Genomic DNA, 25,122 nt, shown 5'->3' with positions numbered 1-25,122 from the left:
TTGTGCGCGAAAGGTCAATCGACCATGTGCACAACAACAGCACCGGCCAGCACCAGCACAACGCCCAACACCTGCACCGTCGACAACCGCTCCTTGAAAAACACATACCCCAGAATCGCCGCAATCCCGCCCGACAACGTGCTGATCACCGTCACCACCGACACCGACCCTGCCATCGCTCCCCAGGAAAACGCCGAGAAGCCGCCGAGGTTCATCACGCTCGCCCCGGTCAGCGTCGCGCAGTTCTTCAGCGGAGGGGGTTTCAAGCCGTCCTTGATCCTCATCACCATCAGCACCAATACACATAGCCCTACCAGGTAACCCAGCCACAGCATGGTGATTGGTCCCAGCGCCGGCAGTGTATAGCGGCCTTGCAGCCAGAAGCTGGTGCCATACAGCAAGGCGGCGAGCATGGCGTAGGCGATGGACAGGTGTGGATTGTTGTGGGGAACGCCGTTGTCCTTGTGGATGCTGGAGAGGACGACGCCAATCACGCACACGGCGATGCAGCCCAGTTGCATCAGGTTGATGTGCTCACCGGTGGCCCAGGACAGCAGGGTGGTCACTACGCCGTAGGACGTCACCAGTGGCGCGACGATAGCCGCTTTGCCGAGTGCAAAGGCTTTGGACAGCGCGAGGGCGCCGGAAACGGTGAGCAGCGCGGCGGCGATGCCCAGGAGCCAGATGCTCGACGGGGCGTCGAGGGATTTGAACAGGAAGCTTGGGAGAATGGCCAGCAGCAGGGTCATGATCAGGAAGCCCAGGGCTTGGCCGAAATACACCGCGCGTTTAACGCCCACGGCGCGGGCATTGAGGCCCACGAGAAAATCCGTGCCGCCCCAGAGCAGGGCGGCCAGCAGGCCCATTGTTACGTCCATGTAAGGTCCTTTTGAATGCTGTAGGAGCCCGGCTTGCCGGCGATGAGGCCCTTAGGACCGCCATCGCCGGCAAGCCGGGCTCCTACAGTCAGCTCAGGTTTTCCAGCGTCTGCGTGTCCCAGCTGTGGGTCTTGATGGCCAGGTAGAGCATGCCGATGGTCAGCGGCACTTTTTCGCCGCGACCCTTGGCACGGCGTTTGAGAAATACGTCAAACACCGGCGGGTTGAAGTAACGATAAGTGTCGAAGTCCCCCAGGTCGAGCGCAAATTCCTGCTCCAGCGCTTCCATCAATTGCTTGGCCTCACTGCCGTCGCAGCCCAAGTCGAAGTTGATCGAGGTTTGCAAGCTGATGGTCTTGTGTTTCGGCAGGCCGATTTCTTCGTGCAGCAGTTGCAGGAGTTGCTGCATGGCGGCGTCTTCGGGGAAGTTGGGGGCGAGGTTCATGGTGGGGGCACGCAGGAGTGGGTGAGGGGGAAGGGGGCGGTGGAAGCGGTATTTGTTGTGGCTGGCTAACATCGCAATACCCGTTACAAAAGCGATGATAGGCAGGCTCTCCACCTGTAATTCCTTTATCCAGGTGGGGGCGCAGAATAAGAGTGTCGGACCGGTTATCACAAGGACCAGCCCCCATCTTTTTCTGAGCCGGGGACGCTTGAATGTTTTTTCGACTAAAGCGGAAATGGTCAAGATGAGTGTCAGACCGATCCAGTACCTGTATTCGGTCATCGCATTAGCCACCCCGCTGCCAAGAGGCAAAGGCTTGCCAATGCATGTCGATTGCCAGGCAAGATGATCAAGCGCATCACTGTGAAGATGACGCCGTAATGGCCGATATATGCGCCCTTTCGATGTTCACAGATTTTTGTCGGAGTTATTGAAAGGCCGCTAGTTTCGGTTAGGCGAACGTGAATTTTGTAGAGTAGGCGCAGGGAGATTTAAGCAGTTTGGGAAACGACTGGTGCGGTACTGGATGGCTTCTTACGGAGGCTTCCGATTTTTGGTTTGATGGGGATTCTCTGGGTGAAATTGATCGTTTCTACTCAGAGCCGGAGGAGCCAGAAGTGGGTGTTGGATGCGATAAAAACTACGTCACATTTTGTACAAAAATTCCTCCATCAGCCTGAATTCAGCGTATGTTTCTCCGCAAAATCTTGCAGGACGATTCCGTCCACTACTTAAAGGGAGTTAAGCATGGGTTTGCGTCGTGTCGCGTCGGCGATGTCATTGTGTGCGGTCGCTTTTTCCATCCAGGCCGAGCAATTGCCGATTGAAGTGCTGAGTGCGGTGGTGAAAGACCAGAAAATCGCTGATGCCGAAGTGTTGCTGCAGCGCAATGGCGCACAAAACGTGGTGGGTCGCACCAACGCCCAGGGTCAGGTCACGTTGACCAGTGAAGCCGCTGATGATTCCACCAACCTGCTGATTATCAAGAAGCCCGGCTATTCCAACCTGGTGGTGAAATGCCCATGCAAGGGCATGACCTACGCCATCAGCCCGGTGATGGAAAACCTCGACGGCCTGCGCGTGGTGTTGACCTGGGGCAAGACCCCGGAAGACCTCGACTCCCACATGATCTTCCCAGGCAACAACATCTACTTCGAGAACAAGAACGGCACCGATGCCGAGCTGGATGTGGATGACACCGACAGCTATGGCCCGGAAACCATCACCCTGCAGAAAAAGCACTACGGCGAAAGCTACGTGTATGCCGTACATGACTACACCAACGGGGGTAATCCAGGCTCGCGCCAACTGTCCAACAGTGAGGCCAAGGTGTTCGTGTACATGGGCCAATCCCTGGTGCGTACTTACTACGTGCCGAAAAACCGCAGCGGCAACCTGTGGACGGTATTCCGCATGACCGGCAGCGGCGACTTCCAGGACATCAATACCTTCAGCGGCGTGACCGTGAATGCCGCGAATGTGCTGAACGAAGTCAAGCCGCTGCTGGATGACAGCGTGGCCGTTACCGCAGTTGCGGTCAGCTCTTCCGCACAGACCGATGCGAAACGTCTGAACGTCCAGGGTGAAGCGGCCTACCAGGCGGGTAACCTCGACCAGGCCATCGACCTGTTCCGTCAGGCGATCGAGTTGGACAATGGCTTCGGCAAGGCCTATGGCAACCTGGGCCTGGCGTATCAAAAAGCCGGCAACACGGCCGAATCGATCTGGGCCAACCGCAAGGCCATCGCCCTGGCAACCGGTGCAAGTGCTGCGACGGTGCGCGCTGGCGCTTATTACAACATTGCGCGGATCTATGAAGCGGCGGGGCAGTTTGCCGATGCGTTGCGTCACTACCAGTTGGCCAAGGAACAAAAGGCCAACCCGGTGTACGACACCGCGATTGAGCGGGTGCAGAACCGCTGATCAATAGCGACACACGTTACCGACAACGCGCCCCGGTGGCGCGTTGTTTGTTTGGGCAATGGCTACTGACGTGAGGCTGCATCGAGGTCCATCAACCCTCGCCCATAGGCTTCGCTGTTGGCATAGATACCCGTTCGATTCGCCGTGCTGAGCAGGCGCTCACGCACTTGTTGCGGCGTCATTTCCGGAAAGCGGCTTTGCAATGCCGCCAAGGCACCGCTGACCAACGCAGCGGCTGGCGAGGTGCCGGCGGTTGGTCCGTAGCTGCCATCCTTGTAGGTGGTCAACAACCCTGCGCCACCGTCGCCCCCAGGCACCGCGATGCACCAGCGTGCGGCGAGGCCACAATAATTGGATTTGAGATTGATGGCCGTGCCGTCGTTCTTAAGGGCCATGACGGCAATCCAGCCTTTCTCCAGTTCGGGCACCAACGCTGGAAGGCCTGGTTCGGCGAGCGGTTCACGCTTGACCTCGTTGCCCGTTGAGAAAACGAACACTGCGCCTTCGGCCACCAGCTTTCTTGCCACGCCCAATGAGTCACCCATCAGGCGCTCATAGACGGGAACCTCGTTGGTGTTGGCTTCAATGGGATTTGCCCAAGAGTTACTGAAAATGCGTGCGCCTCGGGTAGAGGCGAGCTTCCAGGCCTGGGCGATTTCATTGTCGAAGTAGAACGGCTCCCGGTCATCACCGAAACGCATGGGTATCAACTTGGCGTTGAAGGCGATGCCGTGGATGCCCTGGTCATTCTTGTTTGCGGCGAGAATACCGGCCATCTGGGTGCCGTGGCCCTTGATGTCGAGGGTGCCTGGCTGCTGTCTCACGAAGTCGTAGCCCGGGTCGACTACACGCCCGTCAAACTCGGGTAGCGCCTGGTTGAGGCCTGAGTCGATCAACGCAACGTTGATGCCCTGGCCGGTGCCGCCTCGCGCGTAGAGAGAGGAGGCTTTAACGATCACCAGGGCTTTTTGTGCGAGGTATTCGGGCGTTTCGAAACGCTGTGCGTCCTCCTCGGCAGGCGTTCGGGCGGGGGCGTTTGCACAGCCCAGCAGTAACAACGACAGCATGAACATGACGAGGTGCTGCGGTGAAAACAGTGTGCATCGAGACATTCACGACTCCATGTCGGGGGTAGGTGATCTGGCGTGCTACTGTCTTCGTTTTTGCGCGGGCTTGCAGGTTTTCTCTGTATCAGTTTGTAGCGTTTATCCATGACCTTTTTTCGATCGCTGATCTATGTTTTTGACTCCTTCAGCGGTCAACGGAGTGACAGCCTATGCACGACACCCTCCAGCAGGTCTTTGGTTATCCACAGTTTCGTTTGGGCCAGGAAGAAACCGTCAGCGCGGTACTGGCCGGCCGTTCGGCAGCTGCGATTTTCCCAACCGGGTCAGGCAAATCCTTGTGTTACCAGCTGTCGGCGGTGTTGCTGCCGCATCTGACATTGGTGGTTTCACCCCTGTTGGCGTTGATGCAGGACCAGCTCGGTTTCTTGCAGCGCCACGGCATTTCGGCGGGCAGTATCGATTCGGCCCAGAGCCGCGATGAGGCCAATGGCGTGATGGCCCGTGCGCGTTCAGGCGAGCTGAAAATCCTGATGATCTCCGTAGAACGCTTGAAGAACGAGCGCTTCCGCAACTTCCTGCAAAGCGTGCAGATCTCGTTGTTGGTGGTGGATGAGGCGCACTGTATTTCCGAGTGGGGCCACAACTTCCGGCCGGACTATTTGAAGCTGCCGGACTACCAGTGCCAGTTCAATATCCCACAAGCCCTGCTGCTGACGGCTACGGCCACGCCCAAGGTGATTGCCGACATGCAGGCCAAGTTCGCCATTGCACCGGACGATGTGGTGACCACGGGCTTCTATCGGCCCAACCTCAACCTGTTGGTGGAGCCGGTCAGCGGCGCGGATAAGCGTCGTCGGCTGGTGCAGTGGATGAGTGAACGCGCTGATCAGCCAAGCATCGTCTATGTCACCTTGCAAAAGACCGCCGAGCAGATTGCCGAGCACCTGAACCGCAACGGCATCCAGGCCGAGGCGTATCACGCCGGTTTGCCCCACGATAAACGCGAGGGTATCCAGCAGCGCTTCATGGGCGGACGTTCCAATTGCATTGTCGCTACCATTGCGTTCGGCATGGGCATCGACAAGAGCGACATCCGCAATGTGGTGCACTTCGATCTGCCCAAGTCCATCGAGAACTACAGCCAGGAAATCGGCCGGGCCGGGCGTGATGGGCAACCCTCCGACTGCCTGGTGCTGGCCAATCGTGACAGCCTCAACGTGCTGGAAAACTTCGTGTACGGCGACACGCCCGAACTGGAGGGTATTCAACGTGTACTGGAGGAGTTGCAGGCTGCGCGGGGCGATGGACAGTGGGAGTTCTTGCTGAGGTCGCTGTCGGACCACAGCAACATCCGTGAGCTCCCGTTGAAGACGCTATTGGTGCAACTGGAGCTTAAAGGCGTGATTGCGCCGCGCTATGCGTTTTATGCCGAATACCGTTTTAAGTACTTGATTGAACCTGACGCCTTGCTGGCGCGTTTTTCGGGCGAGCGGCAGCAGTTTGTCGCAGCGATTATCCAGGTGTGCAAGCGGGCGAAAACCTGGGCGACGGTGGATTTCGACGCGCTGTACCAACAGCACAATGCCGAGCGCGGCCGGGTGGTGAAGGCCTTGGATTACTTCCAGGAGCAGGGCCTGATCGAGCTGGAAAGCAAGCAGATGACCGAGGTCTACAGCTTGCTGGATACCGATTTTGATCCAGAGGTGTTGAGCGCCGAGTTATACACAGGTTTCAAGCAGCACGAGGTGGGCGAGGTAGCGCGAATTCACGCGATGCTCGATCTGTTCGCCACCGAACATTGCCTGGGGCAACGCCTGGCTCAGTATTTTGGCGATGAAAATGCGCCCCAGCGTTGTGGGCATTGCTCTGTATGCCATGGCCACGTTGCACATCTGCCGCCACCACCCGGCTTGCCGCCGCTTGTGGATAAAAACTTCCTGGGGCTGTGCGGTGATTTTATCCACAGGCATCATGAGCACACGGGGCAGTTGCCGGGCGCGGAACGGCTGACACGTTTCCTTGGCGGTATCAGCGTGCCGCTTTTCACCAAGCTGAAAGCGCGGGGCATTCCGGGTTTTGCCGCACTTGAGGACTACCCCTACGCCGAGGTGCGCGAGTGGGCCCAAGTCCATTTGAACGACCTTTGAACCCCCCCTTCACGAGATATGCCCATGCCAGACTCCGTGCCACAACGTGCCGATTACCCTCACTTCCAGCCGATCATCACGCGTTGGCACGACAACGATGTGTATGGCCATGTGAATAACGTGACCTACTACAGCTTCTTCGACACGGCGGTGAACACCTACCTGATCGAACAGGGTGGGTTGGATATTCATGACGGTGAAGTGGTGGGGTTTGTGGTGAGTTCGGCGTGCGATTACTTCGCGTCGATTGCCTTTCCCGAGCGCATCGAAATCGGCCTGCGGGTGGGCAAGCTGGGTAACAGCTCAGTGCAGTACGAATTGGCGGTGTTCAAGCAGGGCGAAGAAGAGGCCTGTGCGGCGGGGCGCTTTGTGCACGTCTTCGTGGATCGGGGGACGAACCAGCCGGTGACGATTCCGGGAATGTTGCGCGAGGCGTTGCAGCGGTTAGTGGTTCTTTGAACACAACAAATACCCTCTGTAGGAGCTGGCTTGCCAGCGATGGCGGTGGGTCAGCCAACTAAGTATCAGCTGACACTCTGCTATCGCCGGCAAGCCAGCTCCTACAAGGGATTGATCGTGTACTTTAGCTCTTACCGGTGACGGTAGTGGTGCTTGTTCTTGCGATGGCCATAGGCATGCCCGCGGCCATGGTGGTCATCACGGTCATAGCGGCGGTTATCGCGCCCACGATAGCGGCGGTCGTCGTCATCGCTCTTGTTGCCCATGTAGTTGCCCAGCGCGCCACCTGCACCGCCGCCCGCGGCTGCGCCGATCAGGCTGCCGGTACTGCCGCCCATGCTGCGGCCGACCACGTTGCCACCGGCTGCGCCCAACGCGCCACCAATGGCCGCTTCGCCACGGCTGCGCTTGTCAGCGCCGACCGCACTGCCGCCTGCGCCGCCCAAGGCTGCGCCGATGGCCGAACCGGTGTTGCCGCCGATCTGCTGGCCGACAACCGAACCCAAAACCCCGCCCAATGCGCCGCCCACACCGGCTTCGGTGGTGCCACCGGCCATGGCTGCGCCACTGACCAGGCCAAGGGACAACAAGAGAATCGAGGAGAACTTCATAGGGAGACCTCAAGAGGATGACGGCGCGATCCTGAGGTTGTATCGAGACGCTGACAATCGAAATCCGACCGGTGGCAGCAGTTGTATACAATTTACTAAGTTACTGTTTTCTATGGGGAACTTAAGTGATTTTTGCAGGTCTTTAGCTACTTCGGAACGGCCGCTTTTATGCAAAAGCGGCCTTTTTTATGCCCGGAATTTGACCCGGCATCGTTCCCGTTGCCTGCATGGGAGCACTCACTGCAGGAGCCGGCTTGCCGGCAATGGCGTCGGTGCAATCAACGCAAGGCTTAAGGGCCGCATCGCCGGCAAGCCGGCTCCTACAGTTGTAAGGGTGATCAGGCCGAGCGGGCCATAATCAAGCCGTTGTCGCTTGCTGCTTCCAGGCGAATCGCCACGAATTTCGACGTTGGCGTATGGCTGCCATCGCCGGTGCTTTCCAGGGGCACCAGTGGGTTCACTTCCGGGTAGTAAGCCGCCGCCTGCCCCGCAGGAATATCGAACGCCAGCAAGGTAAAGCCTTTCACGCGGCGCTCGCGGCCGTCTTCCCACAACGACACGATGTCGGCCTTCTGCCCTGGCTTGAAGCCCAGGCGGATGATGTCGGCTTCATTGACGAACAGCACGTCACGCTGGCCCTTCACGCCACGGTAGCGATCGTCCAGGCCATAGATGGTGGTGTTGTACTGATCGTGAGAGCGCATTGATTGCATGATCAGGTCCGGCACCTTGCCCGTCGCGTGGGTGCGCTCGTGGATCAAATCCTTGGGCAGGATGTTCGGGCGGAAGTTGGCGCGCCCCGACGGGGTGTTCCAGCGGCGGGCGCCGGCCGCGTTGCCCAGGTAGAACCCACCTGGGTTTTTGATCTTCTCGTTGAAGTCCTTGAAGCCCGGGATAGTGTCGGCAATCAGGTCGCGAATGCGCCCGTAGTCGGCCACCAGCCAATTCCAATCCACCGGTTTGCTGCCCAGGGTGGCGGCGGCGATACCGGCCAGGATGGCAGGCTCGGACTTCATGAATTTCGACAGCGGCTGCAACTGGCCGTTGGAGCCGTGAACCATGCTGAACGAGTCTTCCACCGTCACCGCTTGCGGGCCGTCGGCTTGGATGTCGATGTCAGTACGGCCCAGGCACGGCAGGATCAGCGCGTCTTTGCCGTGCATCAGGTGGCTGCGGTTGAGTTTGGTGCTGATCTGCACGGTCAGGTCGCAATTGCGCAGGGCCTGGAAGGTGCGCGGGCTGTCTGGGGTGGCTTGGGCAAAGTTGCCGCCCAGGCCGATGAACACTTTGGAACGGCCTTCGAGCATGGCGTGGATCGCTTCGACCACGTTGTGCCCGTTCTCACGCGGCACCTGGAACTGGAAGCGACGCTCCAGGGAATCGAGGAACGCCACCGGTGGGCGCTCGTTGATACCCATGGTGCGGTCACCCTGCACGTTGCTGTGGCCACGCACCGGGCACAGGCCGGCGCCAGGGCGGCCGATATTGCCGCGCAGCAGCATCAGGTTGGCGATTTCCTGGATGGTCGGCACCGAATGGCGATGCTGGGTGATGCCCATGGCCCAGCACATGATCACGTTCTTGCCTTTGGCGTACATGCGCGCCGCTTGCTCGATCTCCACCAGCGTCAGGCCGGACTGCTCGACGATTTCATCCCAGGAGGTGTCGTCGATCTTGCCCAGGTACTCCAGCACGTTGGCGGTGTGCTCGTTGAGGAAGTCGTGGTCGAACACGGCTTCCTTGCCTTCGGCCTGGGCCTGGCGTTCCCACAGCAGCAGGAACTTGGCCATGCCACGCAGGATGGCCATGTCGCCGCCGAGTGCCGGGCGGAAGTAGGCGGTGTTGGTCGGCTTGTCACCGTTGGTGAGCATTTCCAGCGGGTGCTGCGGGTGCTGGAAACGTTCCAGGCCGCGCTCTTTCAGCGGGTTGATGCACACCACCTGGGCGCCACGCTTCACCGCTTCGCGCAGCGGTTCGAGCATGCGCGGGTGGTTGGTGCCCGGGTTCTGGCCCCATACGAAGATCGCATCGGCATGTTCAAAATCATCGAAGGTCACGGTGCCTTTGCCGACGCCCACGCTTTGCGCCAGGGCTACGCCACTGGCTTCGTGGCACATGTTCGAGCAATCCGGGAAGTTGTTGGTGCCGTAGGCGCGCACGAACAGCTGGTACAAATACGCCGCTTCGTTGCTGGCGCGGCCCGAGGTGTAGAACTCGGCCATGTCCGGGATGGGCAGGGCGTTGAGGTGCTTGCCTACCAGGTCGAACGCGGCTTCCCAACTGATGGGCTGGTAGCGGTCGGTTTCGGCGTCGTAGCGCATCGGTTCGGTCAGGCGGCCTTGGTACTCCAGCCAGTAGTCGCTTTGCTCCAGCAGCGCAGTGACGCTGTGCTTGGCGAAGAACGCCGCGTCGACGCGACGCTTGGTGGCTTCCCAGTTCACGGCCTTGGCGCCGTTCTCGCAGAACTTCACCATGCCGCTTTCCGGCGAGTCGCCCCATGCGCAGCCCGGGCAGTCGAAACCGCCGTTCTGGTTGGTCTTGAGCATCATGCGCAGGTTTTTCAGCGCGTTGTCGCTGGTCAACCAGGCCTGCGCCACGCTGATCAGTGCGCCCCAGCCACCGGCCGGGCCTTTGTAGGGCTTGTAGCGCGGGGTTGGGGTTTGGTCGGCTTGATGGTGCATGCTCATGGTTGGTACTCCATCGCTGGGCTATAGACCCGCGGCGCGCTTTTCTGCGGCAGGTGGATGAGGTTGAGGTTGTGCCGGCGCGCCCATTGCAAGGCCAGGCCGGTGGGTGACGACAGGCTGACCAGGGTCTGGATGCCCGCGCGCAGGACTTTCTGGATCAATTCCAGGCTGCAACGGCTGGTGACAATTGCCAGGCCACCTTCGGTCGAAATCTTTTGGCGGATCAACGCGCCGATCAATTTGTCCAGGGCGTTATGCCGGCCGATGTCTTCACGGCCCAGCAGCAATTCGCCCTGGCCGTTCATGAACACCGCCGCATGCACGGCGCCGCTGTACTGGCCCAGGGGCTGAAAGGCGCTGATGCGCTGGCGCAGCCCATCGAGCCACGCGGCCGGTGGCAAGGGGGCACCCGGCAACACCTGGAGGTCCGGCAGGGCCTGTTCCACGGCTTCCACGCCGCACAAGCCACAGCCGCTGGTGCCTGCCAACTGTCGGCGCTGCTGCTTGAGGTTCCAGAAGGCACGGCTGGAAATCTGGACCTGGGCGTATTGGGCCGAGCCCGAACCACTGAGTTTCAGGTCATAAATGTCGCTAACGTCGGCGATAATGCCACTGCCCATGCTGAAGCCGACGATGAAGTCTTCCAGGTCCGTCGGCGTCACCAGCATCACCGCTTGGCTGATGTCGTTATAGGCAATCGCCAACGCCACTTCTTCAGCCAACGCGGTGCTGGCGACTTCAGTGTGTTCAAGATTGCAATACTGGTAGCTCTGGCTGGCGGCAGGCGCGGGCGTCTCAGAGGCAGGCGCCGCGCAGACTGGGCGCTTGGCGTTCATGGGGCAGTACCACCGACGGATTGATCAGTGTTTAGACTAGGCGCGACAAAGCGTCGCGTCTAATTGCCAGTACTGATCTACCGATAGATGACGTCGATCAAGACTCGTTTTGCGATTTCTGAAACAGCGCGAAACAGGCTTCGGCCAGCGCCGAGCGTGGGGCACTGCGACGCATGATCAGCCCCAGGCGCGCCAGGGTATGGGCGTCTTCGATCGGTTGCAGGCGCAGGTGTTCGGTGAGCGCATCGAGCCCCCCTTCCAGCGGCATCACCGCGCAGCACAGCCCGCCGTGCACAGCTTGTAACAACTGATGGACGGCGTCGGTTTGCAGCAGCGGTTGTGGGTTGAGCCCCCGGCTGTGGAAGTTGTGGTCGATGGACTGGCGAAAGTGCATGCCGCTTGTGAGCATGCCCAGCGGCAGCTCGATCAGCGCTTCCCAGCTCAACGGCGTGTCACCGAAGCTGAAAAACCGCTGGTCATACAGCAGGCCCATACGGGTTTCGCCCAAGGCCAAGGAGTCGAAGCGCTCGTTGTCCAGGCGTTCCAGGTAGGACACGCCCAGGTCCAGCCGATTGCTGGCCAGCTGCTCAAGGATCTGCTCGGAGCTCAGCGCCGACAGCTCAAAACGCAGGCTGGGGTGCTCTTTGTGCAACTGCTGCATCAGGGCCAAAGGGTCGAAGCTCGACAGCGGCACCACCCCCAACCGCAATGTGCCCACCAGGTTGCCGCGACAGGCAGCGGCTTCTGCCTGCAAGCCATCATAGGCCGCGAGCACGGTGCGGGCCCACGCCAGCACCCGTTCGCCCGGCGCGGTAAACCCTTCAAAGCGCTGTCCCCGGTTGACCAGGGGAAGGTCCAGTTCCTCTTCCAGATTGCGCAGGCGCATCGACAGGGTCGGCTGGGTGATATGGCAACGCGCTGCCGCCTGGCCGAAGTGACGGGTTTCGTCGAGGGCGATGAGGAATTTCAGCTGTTTGATGTCCATCTTCGCTCCGTGGGCTTGCTCCAATAGCGAGGGGATTCTAACGCGTGTAGGAGTCGTCTGGTCATTGGTCGGGCTGGAACCAGGTTCTGTAGGACTGGTCTAGTCTTTGGCATCTGGAACCTAAACCCCAAGGAGAGCAAACATGAGTATTTTCAGCTTTGTGAAAGAGGCCGGCGAAAAGCTGGTCAAGCTGTTGACGCCAGGCAACGCCAACGCCAGCGAAGATCTTAAAAAGCACATTGAGGACGTGGGGCTGGGCAACCCGAACGTACATGCCACCGTCGACGGTGACAAGGTGACGATCAGCGGTGAAGTGGCCAGCCAGGAAGAGAAAGAAAAAATCATCCTGGCGGCAGGCAATATTGCCGGGGTGGCCAGTGTCGAGGATCAGATTACCGTCTCCGGCCCGGCGGTTGCCGCCGCCCGTTTCGTCGTAGTGAAAAAGGGCGACACACTGAGCGCAATTTCCCTGGCGGTGTATGGCAACGCCAACCAGTACAACAAGATCTTCGAGGCTAACAAGCCGTTGCTGTCTCACCCGGACAAGATTTACCCAGGGCAGACGCTGCGTATTCCTGAGTAACACGCCTACGAAATGTGGGTGCTGGCTTATGTGGGAGCCGGGCTTGCCCGCGATAGCGGTGGATCAGGTAGAGAGGTCTTGCCTGACACTCTGCTATCGCGGGCAAGCCCGGCTCCCACATGGTTATTGGGTCACATAGGTTTAGAGTCCGGCAATGAGGTCTCGATAGTCTTCGACGGCTGCAAACTCTGCAGTGTCCTTTGGCCCTTTTTTGCTGTCCGGTTCTCTTACCGCCAGCAGATGCCCCACACCAAAGTCCCGGGCGCTGCGCAGGATCGGCAAGGTGTCATCGATAAACAGGCTGCGCGCCGGGTCGAAGCCGATGTCGGCTTGCAGAGCATCCCAGAACTGCGGGTTTTCCTTGGCGAAACCGTAATCGTGGGAGCTGATCAACCTTTCGAAATACGGCGCCAATTCGATGCGTTCCAACTTCAATGACAGCGAATCGCGATGAGCGTTGGTGATCAGGATCACCCGCTTGCCAGCCTGCTTGATCGCCGCCAGGAAGGTGTCGGCGTCTGGGCGCAGGGCGATCAGGTGGGCGGTTTCCAGCTTGAGGTCGCGTACCGGGATCTTCAGTTCGGTGGTCCAGAAATCCAGGCAATACCATTGCAACTGTCCAGCGTTATGCTCGAACAGAGGTTGCAACTCCAGCTCGGCCATGGCGCGGCTCACACCGTGCAACTCGGCGTACCGTTGTGGCAGGTGCTCCATCCAGAAGTGGTTGTCGAAATGCAGGTCGAGCAAAGTGCCGTCCATGTCCAGCAGGACGGTGTCGATGGCGTGCCAGGGCAGAGAGGGCATGGGCGGTTCTCATGTAAGTAAAGATATCCGACACAGACAATCGGAAAAGCCACGGTATAGTAACCCGATCACGCCAAGGAGCCGCTTATGCGCCAGAAACCCACCGTCCTCGCCCGCGAAATAGTCGCCAGTAGCCGTTTGTTCCGCGTGGAGGAAGTGCAATTGCGCTTTTCCAATGGCGTTGAACGAACCTACGAACGCCTGGTGGGCCGCGGTGCCGGTTATGGCGCAGTGATGATCGTGGCAATGATCGACGCCGATCACGCCTTGCTGGTGGAAGAATACTGCGGCGGCACGGATGAATATGAGTTGTCCCTGCCCAAGGGCCTGATCGAGCCCGGCGAGGATGTGCTGGCGGCGGCAAATCGTGAACTCAAGGAAGAGGCGGGCTATGGCGCGCGCCAATTGGAACACCTCACCGAGCTTTCGCTGTCGCCTGGCTACATGAGCCAGAAAATCCAGGTGGTGCTGGCCACCGACCTCTATGAAGAGCGCCTTGAGGGTGACGAGCCCGAGCCGATGCGGGTTGACCGCGTCAACCTGCGGGAGTTGTCGCAACTGGCGCAAAACGAGCAATTCAGCGAAGGCCGCGCCTTGGCCGCGCTGTACCTGGTACGAGACCTGTTGACCCAGCGTGGAGCGTTTATCGCATGAGCGAACTGTTTTTAGGCCACCCGTTTATTGCCCCCGTGATCGAGCTGGCGCGTCAGGCGGGTGAAGCGATCCTTCCTTATTGGCGGGCCGACGTGGCTGTCACGTCCAAGTCTGATGACTCGCCGGTGACGGCGGCAGACCTGGCCGCTCACCATCTGATCCTCGCCGGGCTCACCGCGCTGGACCCGAGTATTCCCGTATTGTCTGAAGAAGACGCCGATATCGACCAGAGCGTGCGCGCCGGTTGGCAGCGTTGGTGGTTGGTGGACCCGCTGGATGGCACCAAGGAATTCATTTCCGGCAGCGAAGAGTTCACCGTCAACGTCGCCCTGATCGAGCAAGGCCGCGTGGTATTTGGCGTGGTGTCGATGCCCACCAGCGGCCGTTGCTACTTTGGCGGCGCCGGTCTTGGGGCATGGCGTTCCGATGTAAATGAGGCGCCCAAGCAGATTCAGGTACGCCAGACGCCAGCCGCCGGCGAGGCCTTTACCGTGGTTGCCAGCCGTCGGCACACCAGCCCCGAGCAGGAGCGTTTGCTGGATGGTTTGAGCGAAGGCCTGGGTGAGCTCAAGCTGGCGAATATCGGCAGCTCGCTGAAATTCTGCCTGCTGGCCGAAGGCAGCGCCGATTGCTACCCACGGTTGGCGCCGACGTCGCAGTGGGACACCGCAGCAGCCCAGGGCGTGCTGGAAGGGGCGGGCGGCGAAGTGCTGGAGCTGAGTGGCGAGCCGTTCAGCTATCCGGCGCGGGCGTCGTTGTTGAACCCGTTCTTTTTGGCGTTGCCGGCCAAGGCGGCTTGGCGTGAGCGGTTGCTGACTCTGGCCCGTTCTTAAAGTCACAGCAGATCAAAAATGTGGGAGCGGGCCCGCTCCCACAGTTATTTTGTGTTGTGGCGGTTAACGGTGCAGGACGTACTGGCCAGTAAACGCTACGGCATGCTCCTCACTGCCTTCATTCACAATCCACGTCTCCAGCGTCAGCCGCGCACGACCATAGCGCTTGTAGGTCGCTACAAAGCGCTTCCACACCTTCTCCTCCGGTGCCTGGCACACCACCGTCGCGTCCCGGGTCACCGGCAGCGGGTAGCTGATCTGCCCCTCCTGAATCACGATGTGCCCGTCTTCAATCCCTTCCTCACGCAATTGCAGGTGCAACCAACCCCAGCCCGCCAGCACGGCACCGCAATAGAGGCTGCCGCCAAACATGGTGCTCTTGTGATTGATGTTGGCTTGCAAGGGCAGGTGCAGCTGCAATTGGCCGTGTTGCCAGTCGAGCACCTTGAGGCCCATTTCCCGGGTGAGGGGGATGTCGTGGTGAAGGATGGATTCCAGGTAACGGCTGTCGCGGCTCATGGGGGCCTCGTGGCGAGTGGGGTGGGTCATTCGTCGTCGGCGCCATGGTTGGCGCTGTCGGCGAAGTTCAGGCCGTGTTTGCGCAGTTTGTCGTGCAAAGTCTTGCGCGGCACGCCCAGGGCTTCGGCGAGGCTGCGCAGGGAGCTGTGGGGGCGAGTCAGTTCGGCGGCGATCAGGCTTTTTTCGAACTGCTCGACTTGCTCGCTCAGGCCACCTTTGGTGGAGGTCAACACGCCGGCAGACGGGTTGTCCGGTGTCGCGTCCAAGGCCAGCTCCAGGCCCAAGGCAAATCGTTCGGCGGCGTTTTGCAGTTCCCGCACATTGCCCGGCCAGCTGTGGCGCAGCAGCAGTGCGCGCTGGCCCGGCTGCAGCTCGTGCAGCGGCAGGCCGTGGCGGCTGCTGGCTTCGTCGGCAAAGTGCTGGAACAGCATCAACGCATCTTCGCCCCGCTCGCGCAGCGGCGGAATGCGCAGCGGCGCAACGTTGAGACGGTAATACAAGTCGGCACGAAAGCGCCCCTGATCGGCGGACTGACGCAGGTCTTCCTTGGTGGCGGCGATGATGCGGATGTCCAGCGGGATCAGCTGATTGCCGCCCAGGCGCTCCACTACGCGTTCCTGCAACAGGCGCAGCAGCTTGACCTGCACATCCAGGCTCATGCTTTCGATTTCATCCAGGAACAGCGTACCGCCGTTGGCAAACTCGAACTTGCCGATACGGCGCTTTTGCGCGCCGGTAAAGGCACCGGGCTCATGGCCGAACAGTTCGCTTTCGACCACGGACTCGGCCAGGGCGCCGGCGTTGATCGCCACAAACGGCCCGCTGCGTCGGCTCGATAGATCGTGCAGCGCACGCGCCACCACCTCTTTACCGGCACCGGTTTCGCCAAGGATCAGCACATCGGCCTTGGTCGCCGCCAGCGCGCCAATCTGCTCGCGCAAGCGCAGCATCTGCGGGGAATGCCCCACCAGGCGCGTGCTCAGTTGCTGGCGATCGCTGAGGGCCAGGCGCAGGCTGCGGTTGTCCAGCACCAGGCGGCGCAGGGCCAGGGCGCGGCGCACGCTGTCGAGCAAGGCATCGCTGGCAAACGGTTTCTCCAGGAAGTCATACGCGCCGGCGCGCATGGCCTGTACCGCCAGCGGCACATCACCGTGGCCGGTAATCAGCAGCACGGGCAGCTCCGGGTCCTGGCCGTGCAGTTCGGCCAGCAGCTCCAGGCCGTCCATGCCGGGCATGCGGATGTCGCTGACCACCACGCCCGGCCAATCGCGGGACAGGCGCGCGGTAAGGCCGCTGGCTTCGCCCAGGGTCAGGACTTTCAGCCCGGCCAGGTCCAGGGTCTGGCACAGGGCCTGACGCAGGTGTGGATCGTCGTCGATCAACACCACCTGGATCCCGTTATCGATACTCATACACTGCGGTCCTCGGACGGTTGCAGACTGACGCCCGGCGAACCGGCACGCAATTTCAAGGTTAACAGCGCGCCGCCTTCCTTGTGGTTGGCGAACAACAATTCGCCGCCGAAGGCGCGCATCAGGGTGTCGCAGATGGCCAGCCCCAAGCCCAGGCCCTGGGTGCGGGTCTTGGTGGTGTAGAACGGCTCGCTGGCACGGCCCAATGCTTCCATGCAAAAACCCGGACCGTTGTCGCGGATGTACAGGTTGACGCCCTGTTCGGTGGTTTGGGCACTCAACCAGAGTTTGCGTGGCGGGCCTTTTTCGGTGAGGGCGTCGAGGGCATTGGCCAGCAGGTTGCCCAGTACCTGGCGCAGGCGGGTTTCACCGGCTTGTACCCACAGGGTTGCCTCGGGCAGGTCGCGGATCAGCTCGACTTCCATTGACCGCCGCCGTTTGGCCAGCAGTGCCAGCGCATCGTCCAGCGCCGGTTGCAGCGCCACGCTCTCGGGCGCATGGCGGTCACGGCGGGCGAAGGCACGCAGGTGGGCGATGATCGAAGCCATGCGCCCGGTCAGCTCGCTGATCAGCTTGAGGTTGCCCCGGGCGTCGCTGGTGCGTTCGTGGTCGAGCAGGATCTCGGCGTTTTCTGCATAGCTGCGGATCGCTGCCAGGGGCTGGTTGAGCTCATGACTGATACTGGCTGACATGGTGCCCAGCGCCGACAGTTTGCCCGCCTGCACCAGGTCATCCTGAGCGCGCACCAGTTCCTGCTGCGCGTGTTCACGCTCCAGCACTTCCTGTTTGAGGCGCCGGTTGAGGCCCTCCAGGTCGCTGGTGCGCTCCACCACGCGCATTTCCAGCTCGCGACGCGCCTTGGCTTCAAAGGCGATGCGCTCCAGGTAGTGCCGGCGGCGCTGCATCATCAGGCCCAGCAGCAACATCAACACCAACAAGGTGGCGCCGCCGACGGCAACCACCGTGCGCACCGGGCGGCTGATCAGCGAACGAGGGGCGAGAATTTCGACGTTCCAGCCGGTTTCGGCGATGGCCGTGGACTGACGCAACCAGGCGGTGTTGCTCAGGGCCAGTGGTTGTGGGTCGCGGGTCGGGTAGGGCTGGATCGCGATGATGGCCTGGCGTTCTTCGGTGGTCAGCGGCCGGGTGGCGCGGAACCGCCATTGTGGGCGCGAGGTGAGGATCACCACGCCGTTGTGGTCGGTCACCAGCAATTGTTCCGGGGTGTTGCCCCACAGGCTTTCGGTGTGGTCCAGGTCGACCTTGACCACCAGCACGCCGATGATCGTGTCGCCGTCGCGTACGGCGGCGGCGAAGAAGTAACCGCGCTTGGCTGAAGTGGTGCCCAGGCCGAAGAACCGCCCCAGGCGTCCGGCCATGGCTTCGCTGAAGTAAGGCCGGAAGGAAAAATTGCGCCCGACAAAACTGTCCTGCTTGTCCCAGTTGGAGGCGGCCAGGGTCTTGCCGGTGGTGTCCATCAGGTACATCACCTCCACGCCGGCCTGGGCGGCGACGTCCTTGAGCAGGAGGTTGGCGTTGACCAGGTTGGTGCTCACCTGGGGCGCGTCCAGCGCGGTGCGCAGGGCGGGCAGGTCGCCGAGGATCTGCGGCAGCACTTCATAGCGGTGCAGGGTGCCGAGCAAGTTGGCGACGTACAGGTCGAGGGTCTGACGATTTTGCCCGGCCAGTTCGTTGCGGTAATAGCGCTCGGCCAAGTGCTCCAGCGGCCACAGCAGCGGCGCCAGGCACAGCGCCAACAGCGCGAGGCTGCGCCAACGGGGTCTTCGCGGAAGGGATGGAGTCATGAGTCGTGCGCCTGTGGGTACAGGCGCATTATGCCTAGTGCTGCTGTGCAAGACACTCGCGCAATGCGTCTTGCCATAGCGGCTGGCTGACCTGCCATTGCTGTTGTAGGCGGCTGCAATCGAGGCGTGAGTTCAGCGGACGCTTGGCCGGCGTCGGGTAGGCGCTGGAAGGGATGGCCTCCAGCTCGGCGCAGGCTTTGCCTTGGGCTTTCAGGTGCTCACCAATGGCCTGAGCAAAGCCAAACCAGGAGGTCTCACCCTGGGCCGTCAAATGGTAGATGCCCCAGTCGCCGGGTTGGCCTGCCTGCCAGCGCTCGATCAACGCGCGGGTGCTGTCGGCGATGCTCCCGGCCCAGGTCGGCGCACCGATCTGGTCGGCCACGATGCGCATCTGCGGCTTCTCTGGCAGCAGGCGTTGCATGGTCAGCAGGAAGTTCTTGCCGTGGTTGGCGTACACCCAGCTGGTGCGCAGGATCAGGTATTCGCCGCCCACCGCCGCAATCGCCTGCTCGCCCGCCAGCTTGCTCTGGCCGTAGACGCCCAGGGGGTTGGGCGTGTCGGCTTCGGTGTAGGGCGCGGGCTTGCTGCCGTCGAACACGTAGTCGGTGGAGTAGTGGATCAACGGAATGCCCAGGGCCTTGGCTTCTTCGGCCAGCACGCCGGGCGCGATGGCGTTGATGGCAAAGGCGGCGTCGGGTTCGCTCTCGGCCAGGTCCACAGCGGTGTGGGCCGCAGCGTTGATAATCAGGCCGGGGCGCTGGGCGCGTACGTGCTGGCGGATCTGCTCGGCGTCTGCCAGGTCCAGCTGGTCGCGCCCCAGCACGATGAGTTCACCGAGGCCCTGGAGCCGCTGTTGCAACTCGCGGGAGACTTGGCCGTGTTGGCCGGTAATGAGGATTTTCATGGGAACAGATCGGCTTCCATCAGGGGCTTGCCGGCCTGGTCCTTGGCCGACAACTGCGGCGTTTCGGACAGTTCCCAGTCGATGGCCAGCGTCGGGTCGTTCCAGAGAATGCTGCGCTCAGCGCTTGGCTGGTAGTAGTCGGTGGTCTTGTACAGGAACTCGGCGTGGTCGCTCAGCACCACAAACCCGTGGGCGAAGCCTTCCGGCACCCACAGCTGGCGATTGTTCTGTGCCGACAGGCGCACCCCCACCCACTGGCCGAAGTTCGGCGAGCTGCGGCGAATGTCCACGGCAACGTCGAGCACTTCACCGGCGATGACGCGCACCAGCTTGCCCTGGGTGTGTTCCAGTTGGTAATGCAGGCCTCGCAACACGCCCTTCTGCGAACGTGAATGGTTGTCCTGCACAAAGTCGCGTTTGAGCCCGGTGGCCGCTTCAAAGGCCCGGGCGTTGAAGCTTTCGTAGAAAAAACCGCGCTCGTCACCGAACACCTTGGGTTCGAGGATCAGTACGCCGGGCAAAGAGGTTTCAACAACATTCACTGGTTTTCTCCGGCCAACGAGTACAGGTATTGACCATAGCCGGTCTTGCCGAAGTACTTGGCGCGCTCCAGCAGATGGTCACGGTCGATCCAGCCGTTTTCGTAGGCGATTTCTTCGAGGCAGGCGACCTTCAGGCCTTGGCGATGCTCGATGGTCTGCACATAGGTCGACGCTTCGAGCAGGCTGTCGTGGGTGCCGGTGTCCAGCCAGGCAAAGCCGCGGCCGAAGCGTTCTACGTGCAGATCGCCACGCTTGAGGTAGGCGTTGTTGACGTCGGTGATCTCCAACTCGCCACGGGGCGAAGGCTTGACCGCCTTGGCGATCTTGATCACGTCGTTGTCGTAGAAGTACAGGCCGGTGACGGCATACGGCGACTTGGGCTTGGCCGGTTTCTCCTCGATGGACAGGGCACGGCCTTCCTTGTCGAAGTCGATCACGCCGAAGCGCTCCGGGTCCTTGACCCAGTAGCCGAACACGGTGGCGCCGGATGGGCGTTCTGCAGCAGTGCGCAACTGGTCGCCGAAGTATTGGCCATGGAAGATGTTGTCGCCGAGGATCAGGCACACTGGGTCTTCGCCGATGAATTCTTCACCGATCAGGAAGGCCTGGGCCAAGCCGTCCGGTGTCGGCTGCTCGGCATAGGTGAAGCGCACGCCGAACTGGCTGCCATCACCCAGCAGGTTACGGTACTGGGGCAAGTCCAGTGGCGTGGAAATCACCAGGATGTCCTTGATGCCAGCCAACATCAGCACCGAGATCGGGTAATAGATCATCGGTTTGTCGTACACCGGCAACAGTTGCTTGGACACGCCCAAGGTAATGGGGTGCAAACGGGTGCCGGAACCGCCGGCCAATACGATTCCCTTTATCATGCAATCAGATCCTTCAAGTCGGTGTTGCCCAAACGTTCGCCCTGATAGCTACCGTCCTGGACCCTGCGGCACCATTCCAGATTATCGAGGTACCACTGCACGGTCTTGCGCAGGCCTGTTTCGAAGGTTTCCTGCGGAACCCAGCCCAGTTCACGTTCGATTTTGCTGGCGTCGATCGCATAGCGCTGGTCGTGGCCCGGACGGTCCTTGACGAACGTGATCAGGTCGGTGAATTTTTCGACGCCGGCCGGGCGCTGGGGCGCCAGCTCTTCCAGCAAGCCGCAGATGCCGCGTACTACGTCGATGTTCTTTTGCTCGTTATGGCCGCCGATGTTGTAGGTCTCGCCCACCTCACCTTCGGTGACGACCTTGAGCAGCGCGCGCGCATGGTCCTCGACGAACAGCCAGTCACGCACTTGCAGACCGTCGCCGTAGACCGGCAACGGCTTGCCCGCGAGGGCGTTGAGGATCACCAATGGGATCAGTTTTTCGGGGAAATGGAACGGCCCGTAGTTGTTCGAGCAGTTGGTCAACAGCACCGGCAAGCCGTAGGTGCGTTGCCAGGCGCGGACCAGGTGGTCGGAGGCCGCTTTGCTGGCTGAGTAAGGCGAGCTTGGTGCGTAAGGGGTGGTTTCGGTGAACAGGTCGTCTACGCCGTGCAGGTCGCCGTACACCTCGTCGGTGGAAATATGGTGGAAGCGGAACGCACGCTTCGCCGGCTCATCGAGCTTCTGCCAATAGGCGCGGGTGGCTTCCAGCAGGCTGTAGGTGCCGACGATATTGGTCTGGATGAAGTCCGACGGACCGTCAATGGAACGGTCGACATGAGACTCGGCAGCCAGGTGCATGATCGCTTGGGGCTCGAAGCGGGCCAGTACGGCGCTGACGGTTGGCTGGTCGATGATGTCGGCCTGCACGAATTCGTAGCGGCTATTGGACGCGATGCTGGTCAGCGACTCGAGGTTGCCGGCGTAGGTGAGCTTGTCCAGGTTGAGCACTTCGTGCTCGGTGTGTTGGATCAGGTGACGGATCAGGGCGGAGCCGATGAAGCCGGCGCCGCCGGTGATAAGAATGCGCATGTCGAGGGCCTTTTCCTTAGACGGACACTTGGCGAATGAAGCATAGCTTGAGTTGTGAATCGGGCCGGTGCAAGCGCGATATACGTGAGGGGGTTGCCTAACCCCCTATAACAGTGGCGATATAGACGCCTAAAAAAACAGAGGTCGTCACAATGTTGCTTGCCACCTTGATCCATCGCGCCAGTTTGCCTTGCCCGCAAGTGAGCCCTGATCAGGCAGCCCGGCTGTTGTTGCAGCATTACGACCTCGCCGGCACGTTGCAGTCACTGGGCAGCCAGCAAGACCTCAATTACAAGGTCGACAGCGCCCGCGGCCGCTTTGTCCTGAAAATCTGCCGGGGCGACTATGCCGCCGTGGAGCTTGAGGCCCAGCACGCAGCCCTTGAATACCTGCAGGGCCAAGTGCGCGTCCCCAAGGTGATTGCGGCCCGAACAGGTGAAGCGTTGCTGACCGAGAGCGTCGACGGGCAAACCGTACGCTTGCGGTTGCTGGACTATATCGACGGCGAACCCCTGACCCACCTCCCGCACCTGGGCCGCGATGTGATCGCAGGCTTTGGCGGCCTGTGCGGGCGGATGAGCCTGGCGTTGGCCGATTTCACGCACCCCGGCCTGGAACGCACCCTGCAATGGGACCCGCGCCACGCTCAGGAACTGATCACCCACCTGCTGGCCACCCTGGAAAACCTGCCTCATCGCGCTGTGCTGGAACAGGTGGCCGAACAAGTTGACGCCGCCATCCGGCCGTTGGCGCCGCGCCTGCCCTGGCAAGCGGTTCACATGGATATCACCGACGACAATGTGGTGTGGCAACGCGACGCCCAGCGGCGTTGGCAGGTCCAGGGCGTGATTGATTTTGGCGACCTGGTGCACACCTGGCGTATTGCCGACCTGTCGGTGACCTGCGCGGCGCTGCTGCACCATGCTGAGGGCGATCCGTTTGCCATTTTGCCGGCGATCCAGGCCTGCCACGCGGTCACCCCGTTGCAGCGCGAAGAGCTGCAAGCGCTGTGGCCGTTGATCGTCGCCCGTGCGGCGGTGCTGGTGTTGAGCAGCGAGCAGCAGCAACGGCTGGACCCGGACAACACTTATCTGTTGAAAAATGCCGAGCACGAGTGGGAAATCTTTCAAGTTGCCACGTCGGTGCCGTTTGAGTTGATGGAAGCCGCGATCCTGCGCTGTGTCGGTGAGACGTTGCCACCACTGGCCAACCAGGATTTCGCGCCGTTGCTGCCTGGCCTGGTCGGGCGTGAGTTCGCGTTGATCGACCTGGGCGTGCTCAGCCCGCACTTCGAGGCCGGTAACTGGGAGCAACCGGGCATCGACCGGCATTTATTGGATGAAGCCGCGAGGGTGCACGGGCTGGCCGCCAGCCGCTACGGGCAATACCGTTTGTCGCGTACCCGCCCTGACAGCGCCGAAGAGCCGCAGACACTGGCGCTGCACGTGGAACTGCACCTGCCCCATGGCACGGTGTTGGAAGCGCCGTTTGCCGGGACCTTGCACCCGGGGGCCGACGGTTTACTGTACTTGCGCGGCGCTGAGACGAGCCTGCGCCTGTGGGGAGGAAAAACGACGCTGGCTCAGGGTTCGACGCTGGTGAAGGGGCAGGTACTGGGCGAGGTCCAGGCTCCGCTGGTCGTACAGTTGTGCCGTGGCGACCTTGAACCGCCCTTGTTCTGCACACCGTCTCGCGCCCAGGCGTGGCAGGCGATTTGCCCCTCGCCGGCCGAGCTGCTGGGGTTGGCCTGTGATGCCGAGCCCGAACTCGACCCCGAGGCCCTCTTGGCACGGCGCGACGCCAGCTTCGCCCGTTCGCAGAAACATTATTACGTCGACCCGCCGCGTATCGAGCGCGGCTGGCGCAACCACTTGATCGACATGCAGGGCCGCTCCTATCTGGACATGCTCAACAACGTGGCGGTGCTGGGGCACGGCCACCCGCGCATGGCGGCGGTGGCGGCGCGGCAATGGTCGCTGCTCAATACCAACTCGCGTTTTCACTATGCGGCGATTGCCGAGTTCTCCGAACGGTTGCTGGCGCTGGCGCCGGCTGGCATGGACCGGGTGTTCCTGGTCAACAGCGGTACCGAGGCCAACGACCTGGCGATCCGCCTGGCCTGGGCCTACAGCGGCGGTCGCGACATGCTCAGTGTGCTGGAGGCGTATCACGGGTGGTCGGTGGCGGCAGATGCGGTGTCCACCTCCATTGCCGACAACCCCCAGGCCCTGAGCAGCCGCCCGGACTGGGTGCACCCGGTGACGGCGCCGAATACCTATCGTGGTGAGTTCCGTGGGCAGGACAGCGCCCCGGATTACGTGCGAAGCGTGGAACACAACCTGGCGAAAATCGCCGCGAGCAAACGCCAACTGGCCGGTTTCATCTGCGAGCCGGTGTATGGCAATGCCGGTGGCATCTCCTTGCCTCCCGGTTACTTGCAGCAGGTATACGGGTTGGTGCGCGCTCAGGGCGGTGTGTGCATTGCCGATGAGGTGCAAGTGGGTTACGGCCGCATGGGGCACTTCTTCTGGGGCTTTGAGGAGCAGGGTGTGGTGCCCGACATCATCACCATGGCCAAAGGCATGGGCAACGGCCAGCCATTGGGCGCGGTGATCACCCGTCGTGAAATCGCCGAGGCGTTGGAGGCCGAGGGGTATTTCTTCTCGTCGTCGGGGGGCAGCCCGGTCAGTTGCCGGATCGGCATGGCGGTACTGGATGTCATGGAAGAAGAAAAGCTGTGGGAAAACGCCCAAGAGGTCGGTGGGCATTTCAAGGCGCGCTTGGAAGCACTGATCGACCGTCACCCCTTGGTGGGGGCGGTTCACGGTTCCGGCTTCTACTTGGGCCTGGAACTGGTGCGTAATCGACAAACCCTGGAACCGGCCACGGAAGAAACCGCGCTGCTGTGCGACCGCTTGCGCGAGCTGGGGGTTTTCATGCAACCGACGGGCGACTACCTGAACATCCTCAAGATCAAGCCGCCGATGGTCACGACCAAACGCAGCGTGGATTTCTTTGTCGACATGCTCTCGAAGGTGCTGGATGAACAGCTGTAGATAGTCGATTGTTATCGGCTA

22 protein-coding genes are annotated in these 25,122 nt (G+C 61.3%); 7 read left to right on the top strand and 15 right to left on the bottom strand.

Features of this window, described 5'->3' with window-relative positions:
• Nucleotides 1-14 precede the first annotated feature (14 nt).
• Nucleotides 15-878, bottom strand: coding sequence for an EamA family transporter (locus tag ACVWVP_RS08320; RefSeq protein WP_457405202.1), 864 nt, complete (start codon nucleotides 876-878; stop codon nucleotides 15-17).
• Between the two features lie 88 nt (nucleotides 879-966).
• On the bottom strand, nucleotides 967-1,323 hold the full coding sequence (locus tag ACVWVP_RS08315; protein ID WP_259172807.1) for a DUF1493 family protein: 357 nt from the start codon (nucleotides 1,321-1,323) through the stop codon (nucleotides 967-969).
• A gap of 747 nt (nucleotides 1,324-2,070) precedes the next feature.
• Between ACVWVP_RS08315 and ACVWVP_RS08310 the strand changes: the two genes are divergently transcribed.
• The gene (locus tag ACVWVP_RS08310) at nucleotides 2,071-3,246 is read left to right on the top strand and encodes a tetratricopeptide repeat protein (protein WP_259172806.1); all 1,176 of its coding nucleotides are present in this window, start codon (nucleotides 2,071-2,073) and stop codon (nucleotides 3,244-3,246) included.
• A 62-nt stretch (nucleotides 3,247-3,308) separates the two neighbouring features.
• Here the strand turns inward: ACVWVP_RS08310 and ACVWVP_RS08305 are convergent, their stop codons facing one another.
• Nucleotides 3,309-4,358, bottom strand: coding sequence for a S8 family peptidase (locus ACVWVP_RS08305; protein WP_457405200.1), 1,050 nt, complete (start codon nucleotides 4,356-4,358; stop codon nucleotides 3,309-3,311).
• A 164-nt stretch (nucleotides 4,359-4,522) separates the two neighbouring features.
• Between ACVWVP_RS08305 and ACVWVP_RS08300 the strand changes: the two genes are divergently transcribed.
• Together ACVWVP_RS08300 and ACVWVP_RS08295 are read left to right on the top strand one after the other, a co-directional pair.
• Nucleotides 4,523-6,460, top strand: a complete 1,938-nt coding sequence (locus ACVWVP_RS08300) for a RecQ family ATP-dependent DNA helicase (RefSeq protein WP_457405198.1) — start codon at nucleotides 4,523-4,525, stop codon at nucleotides 6,458-6,460.
• Between the two features lie 24 nt (nucleotides 6,461-6,484).
• Nucleotides 6,485-6,919, top strand: a complete 435-nt coding sequence (locus tag ACVWVP_RS08295) for an acyl-CoA thioesterase (RefSeq protein ID WP_178918498.1) — start codon at nucleotides 6,485-6,487, stop codon at nucleotides 6,917-6,919.
• Between the two features lie 131 nt (nucleotides 6,920-7,050).
• On the opposite strand, the gene ACVWVP_RS08290 is transcribed toward ACVWVP_RS08295, so the two are convergent.
• The 4 genes from ACVWVP_RS08290 to ACVWVP_RS08275 all read right to left on the bottom strand — a co-directional run bounded on the left by ACVWVP_RS08290 (nucleotide 7,051) and on the right by ACVWVP_RS08275 (nucleotide 12,038).
• On the bottom strand, nucleotides 7,051-7,530 hold the full coding sequence (locus ACVWVP_RS08290; protein ID WP_178918499.1) for a YMGG-like glycine zipper-containing protein: 480 nt from the start codon (nucleotides 7,528-7,530) through the stop codon (nucleotides 7,051-7,053).
• A 338-nt stretch (nucleotides 7,531-7,868) separates the two neighbouring features.
• On the bottom strand, nucleotides 7,869-10,217 hold the full coding sequence (locus ACVWVP_RS08285) for an FdhF/YdeP family oxidoreductase (protein WP_457405194.1): 2,349 nt from the start codon (nucleotides 10,215-10,217) through the stop codon (nucleotides 7,869-7,871).
• Complete coding sequence (gene fdhD, locus ACVWVP_RS08280) at nucleotides 10,214-11,053, bottom strand: formate dehydrogenase accessory sulfurtransferase FdhD (protein WP_178918501.1); 840 nt, start codon at nucleotides 11,051-11,053, stop codon at nucleotides 10,214-10,216. The genes ACVWVP_RS08285 and fdhD overlap by 4 nt, the downstream gene beginning before the upstream one ends.
• A gap of 97 nt (nucleotides 11,054-11,150) precedes the next feature.
• The gene (locus tag ACVWVP_RS08275) at nucleotides 11,151-12,038 is read right to left on the bottom strand and encodes a LysR family transcriptional regulator (protein WP_178918502.1); all 888 of its coding nucleotides are present in this window, start codon (nucleotides 12,036-12,038) and stop codon (nucleotides 11,151-11,153) included.
• A 142-nt stretch (nucleotides 12,039-12,180) separates the two neighbouring features.
• Between ACVWVP_RS08275 and lysM the strand changes: the two genes are divergently transcribed.
• Complete coding sequence (gene lysM, locus ACVWVP_RS08270; protein WP_176997342.1) at nucleotides 12,181-12,621, top strand: peptidoglycan-binding protein LysM; 441 nt, start codon at nucleotides 12,181-12,183, stop codon at nucleotides 12,619-12,621.
• 141 nt (nucleotides 12,622-12,762) lie between these two features.
• Here lysM and yrfG read toward each other — a convergent pair whose 3' ends face one another.
• Nucleotides 12,763-13,425: a GMP/IMP nucleotidase gene (yrfG, locus tag ACVWVP_RS08265; protein WP_178918503.1), complete on the bottom strand. Its 663-nt coding sequence runs from the start codon at nucleotides 13,423-13,425 to the stop codon at nucleotides 12,763-12,765.
• An 87-nt stretch (nucleotides 13,426-13,512) separates the two neighbouring features.
• On the opposite strand from yrfG, the gene nudE reads away from it, so the two are divergent.
• Both nudE and cysQ read left to right on the top strand, forming a co-directional pair.
• Nucleotides 13,513-14,079 carry an ADP compounds hydrolase NudE gene (gene nudE, locus ACVWVP_RS08260; RefSeq protein WP_176997340.1) on the top strand — a complete coding sequence of 189 codons (567 nt, stop codon included), beginning with the start codon at nucleotides 13,513-13,515 and terminating at the stop codon, nucleotides 14,077-14,079.
• Complete coding sequence (cysQ, locus tag ACVWVP_RS08255; protein WP_178918504.1) at nucleotides 14,076-14,912, top strand: 3'(2'),5'-bisphosphate nucleotidase CysQ; 837 nt, start codon at nucleotides 14,076-14,078, stop codon at nucleotides 14,910-14,912. Before nudE ends, cysQ begins: the two co-directional genes overlap by 4 nt.
• A 63-nt stretch (nucleotides 14,913-14,975) precedes the next feature.
• Here the strand turns inward: cysQ and ACVWVP_RS08250 are convergent, their stop codons facing one another.
• From ACVWVP_RS08250 to rfbB, 7 genes are read right to left on the bottom strand one after another with little or no spacing between them, the layout of a single operon-like run.
• A complete protein-coding gene (locus tag ACVWVP_RS08250) occupies nucleotides 14,976-15,431 on the bottom strand; it encodes a YiiD C-terminal domain-containing protein (protein ID WP_178918505.1) in 456 nt (151 codons plus the stop codon).
• A 26-nt stretch (nucleotides 15,432-15,457) separates the two neighbouring features.
• On the bottom strand, nucleotides 15,458-16,843 hold the full coding sequence (locus tag ACVWVP_RS08245) for a sigma-54-dependent transcriptional regulator (RefSeq protein WP_178918506.1): 1,386 nt from the start codon (nucleotides 16,841-16,843) through the stop codon (nucleotides 15,458-15,460).
• A complete protein-coding gene (locus tag ACVWVP_RS08240) occupies nucleotides 16,840-18,648 on the bottom strand; it encodes a sensor histidine kinase (RefSeq protein ID WP_176997336.1) in 1,809 nt (602 codons plus the stop codon). The genes ACVWVP_RS08245 and ACVWVP_RS08240 overlap by 4 nt, the downstream gene beginning before the upstream one ends.
• Before the next feature lie 34 nt (nucleotides 18,649-18,682).
• A complete protein-coding gene (rfbD, locus tag ACVWVP_RS08235; protein ID WP_457405188.1) occupies nucleotides 18,683-19,552 on the bottom strand; it encodes a dTDP-4-dehydrorhamnose reductase in 870 nt (289 codons plus the stop codon).
• The gene (rfbC, locus tag ACVWVP_RS08230) at nucleotides 19,549-20,094 is read right to left on the bottom strand and encodes a dTDP-4-dehydrorhamnose 3,5-epimerase (RefSeq protein WP_178918508.1); all 546 of its coding nucleotides are present in this window, start codon (nucleotides 20,092-20,094) and stop codon (nucleotides 19,549-19,551) included. The genes rfbD and rfbC overlap by 4 nt, the downstream gene beginning before the upstream one ends.
• Nucleotides 20,091-20,966, bottom strand: coding sequence for a glucose-1-phosphate thymidylyltransferase RfbA (gene rfbA, locus ACVWVP_RS08225; RefSeq protein WP_178918509.1), 876 nt, complete (start codon nucleotides 20,964-20,966; stop codon nucleotides 20,091-20,093). Before rfbA ends, rfbC begins: the two co-directional genes overlap by 4 nt.
• The gene (rfbB, locus tag ACVWVP_RS08220; protein ID WP_457405186.1) at nucleotides 20,963-22,045 is read right to left on the bottom strand and encodes a dTDP-glucose 4,6-dehydratase; all 1,083 of its coding nucleotides are present in this window, start codon (nucleotides 22,043-22,045) and stop codon (nucleotides 20,963-20,965) included. Before rfbB ends, rfbA begins: the two co-directional genes overlap by 4 nt.
• 152 nt (nucleotides 22,046-22,197) lie before the next feature.
• On the opposite strand from rfbB, the gene ACVWVP_RS08215 reads away from it, so the two are divergent.
• Nucleotides 22,198-25,101: an aminotransferase gene (locus ACVWVP_RS08215; RefSeq protein WP_457405183.1), complete on the top strand. Its 2,904-nt coding sequence runs from the start codon at nucleotides 22,198-22,200 to the stop codon at nucleotides 25,099-25,101.
• Nucleotides 25,102-25,122: the final 21 nt, after the last annotated feature.

The sequence above is a fragment of the Pseudomonas sp. TE24901 genome (genome assembly GCF_054058375.1).
This window is presented reverse-complemented; position numbering and strand designations above follow the sequence as displayed.

Excerpts from the sequence above, each read along its gene's own strand:
- ACVWVP_RS08320 (WP_457405202.1), bottom strand. The coding sequence starts at position 878 with ATGGACGTAACAATGGGCCTGCTGGCCGCCCTGCTCTGGGGCGGCACG.
- ACVWVP_RS08315 (WP_259172807.1), bottom strand. The coding sequence starts at position 1,323 with ATGAACCTCGCCCCCAACTTCCCCGAAGACGCCGCCATGCAGCAACTC.
- ACVWVP_RS08310 (WP_259172806.1), top strand. The coding sequence starts at position 2,071 with ATGGGTTTGCGTCGTGTCGCGTCGGCGATGTCATTGTGTGCGGTCGCT.
- ACVWVP_RS08305 (WP_457405200.1), bottom strand. The coding sequence starts at position 4,358 with ATGTCTCGATGCACACTGTTTTCACCGCAGCACCTCGTCATGTTCATG.
- ACVWVP_RS08300 (WP_457405198.1), top strand. The coding sequence starts at position 4,523 with ATGCACGACACCCTCCAGCAGGTCTTTGGTTATCCACAGTTTCGTTTG.
- ACVWVP_RS08295 (WP_178918498.1), top strand. The coding sequence starts at position 6,485 with ATGCCAGACTCCGTGCCACAACGTGCCGATTACCCTCACTTCCAGCCG.
- ACVWVP_RS08290 (WP_178918499.1), bottom strand. The coding sequence starts at position 7,530 with ATGAAGTTCTCCTCGATTCTCTTGTTGTCCCTTGGCCTGGTCAGTGGC.
- ACVWVP_RS08285 (WP_457405194.1), bottom strand. The coding sequence starts at position 10,217 with ATGAGCATGCACCATCAAGCCGACCAAACCCCAACCCCGCGCTACAAG.
- fdhD (WP_178918501.1), bottom strand. The coding sequence starts at position 11,053 with ATGAACGCCAAGCGCCCAGTCTGCGCGGCGCCTGCCTCTGAGACGCCC.
- ACVWVP_RS08275 (WP_178918502.1), bottom strand. The coding sequence starts at position 12,038 with ATGGACATCAAACAGCTGAAATTCCTCATCGCCCTCGACGAAACCCGT.
- lysM (WP_176997342.1), top strand. The coding sequence starts at position 12,181 with ATGAGTATTTTCAGCTTTGTGAAAGAGGCCGGCGAAAAGCTGGTCAAG.
- yrfG (WP_178918503.1), bottom strand. The coding sequence starts at position 13,425 with ATGCCCTCTCTGCCCTGGCACGCCATCGACACCGTCCTGCTGGACATG.
- nudE (WP_176997340.1), top strand. The coding sequence starts at position 13,513 with ATGCGCCAGAAACCCACCGTCCTCGCCCGCGAAATAGTCGCCAGTAGC.
- cysQ (WP_178918504.1), top strand. The coding sequence starts at position 14,076 with ATGAGCGAACTGTTTTTAGGCCACCCGTTTATTGCCCCCGTGATCGAG.
- ACVWVP_RS08250 (WP_178918505.1), bottom strand. The coding sequence starts at position 15,431 with ATGAGCCGCGACAGCCGTTACCTGGAATCCATCCTTCACCACGACATC.
- ACVWVP_RS08245 (WP_178918506.1), bottom strand. The coding sequence starts at position 16,843 with ATGAGTATCGATAACGGGATCCAGGTGGTGTTGATCGACGACGATCCA.
- ACVWVP_RS08240 (WP_176997336.1), bottom strand. The coding sequence starts at position 18,648 with ATGACTCCATCCCTTCCGCGAAGACCCCGTTGGCGCAGCCTCGCGCTG.
- rfbD (WP_457405188.1), bottom strand. The coding sequence starts at position 19,552 with ATGAAAATCCTCATTACCGGCCAACACGGCCAAGTCTCCCGCGAGTTG.
- rfbA (WP_178918509.1), bottom strand. The coding sequence starts at position 20,966 with ATGATAAAGGGAATCGTATTGGCCGGCGGTTCCGGCACCCGTTTGCAC.
- rfbB (WP_457405186.1), bottom strand. The coding sequence starts at position 22,045 with ATGCGCATTCTTATCACCGGCGGCGCCGGCTTCATCGGCTCCGCCCTG.
- ACVWVP_RS08215 (WP_457405183.1), top strand. The coding sequence starts at position 22,198 with ATGTTGCTTGCCACCTTGATCCATCGCGCCAGTTTGCCTTGCCCGCAA.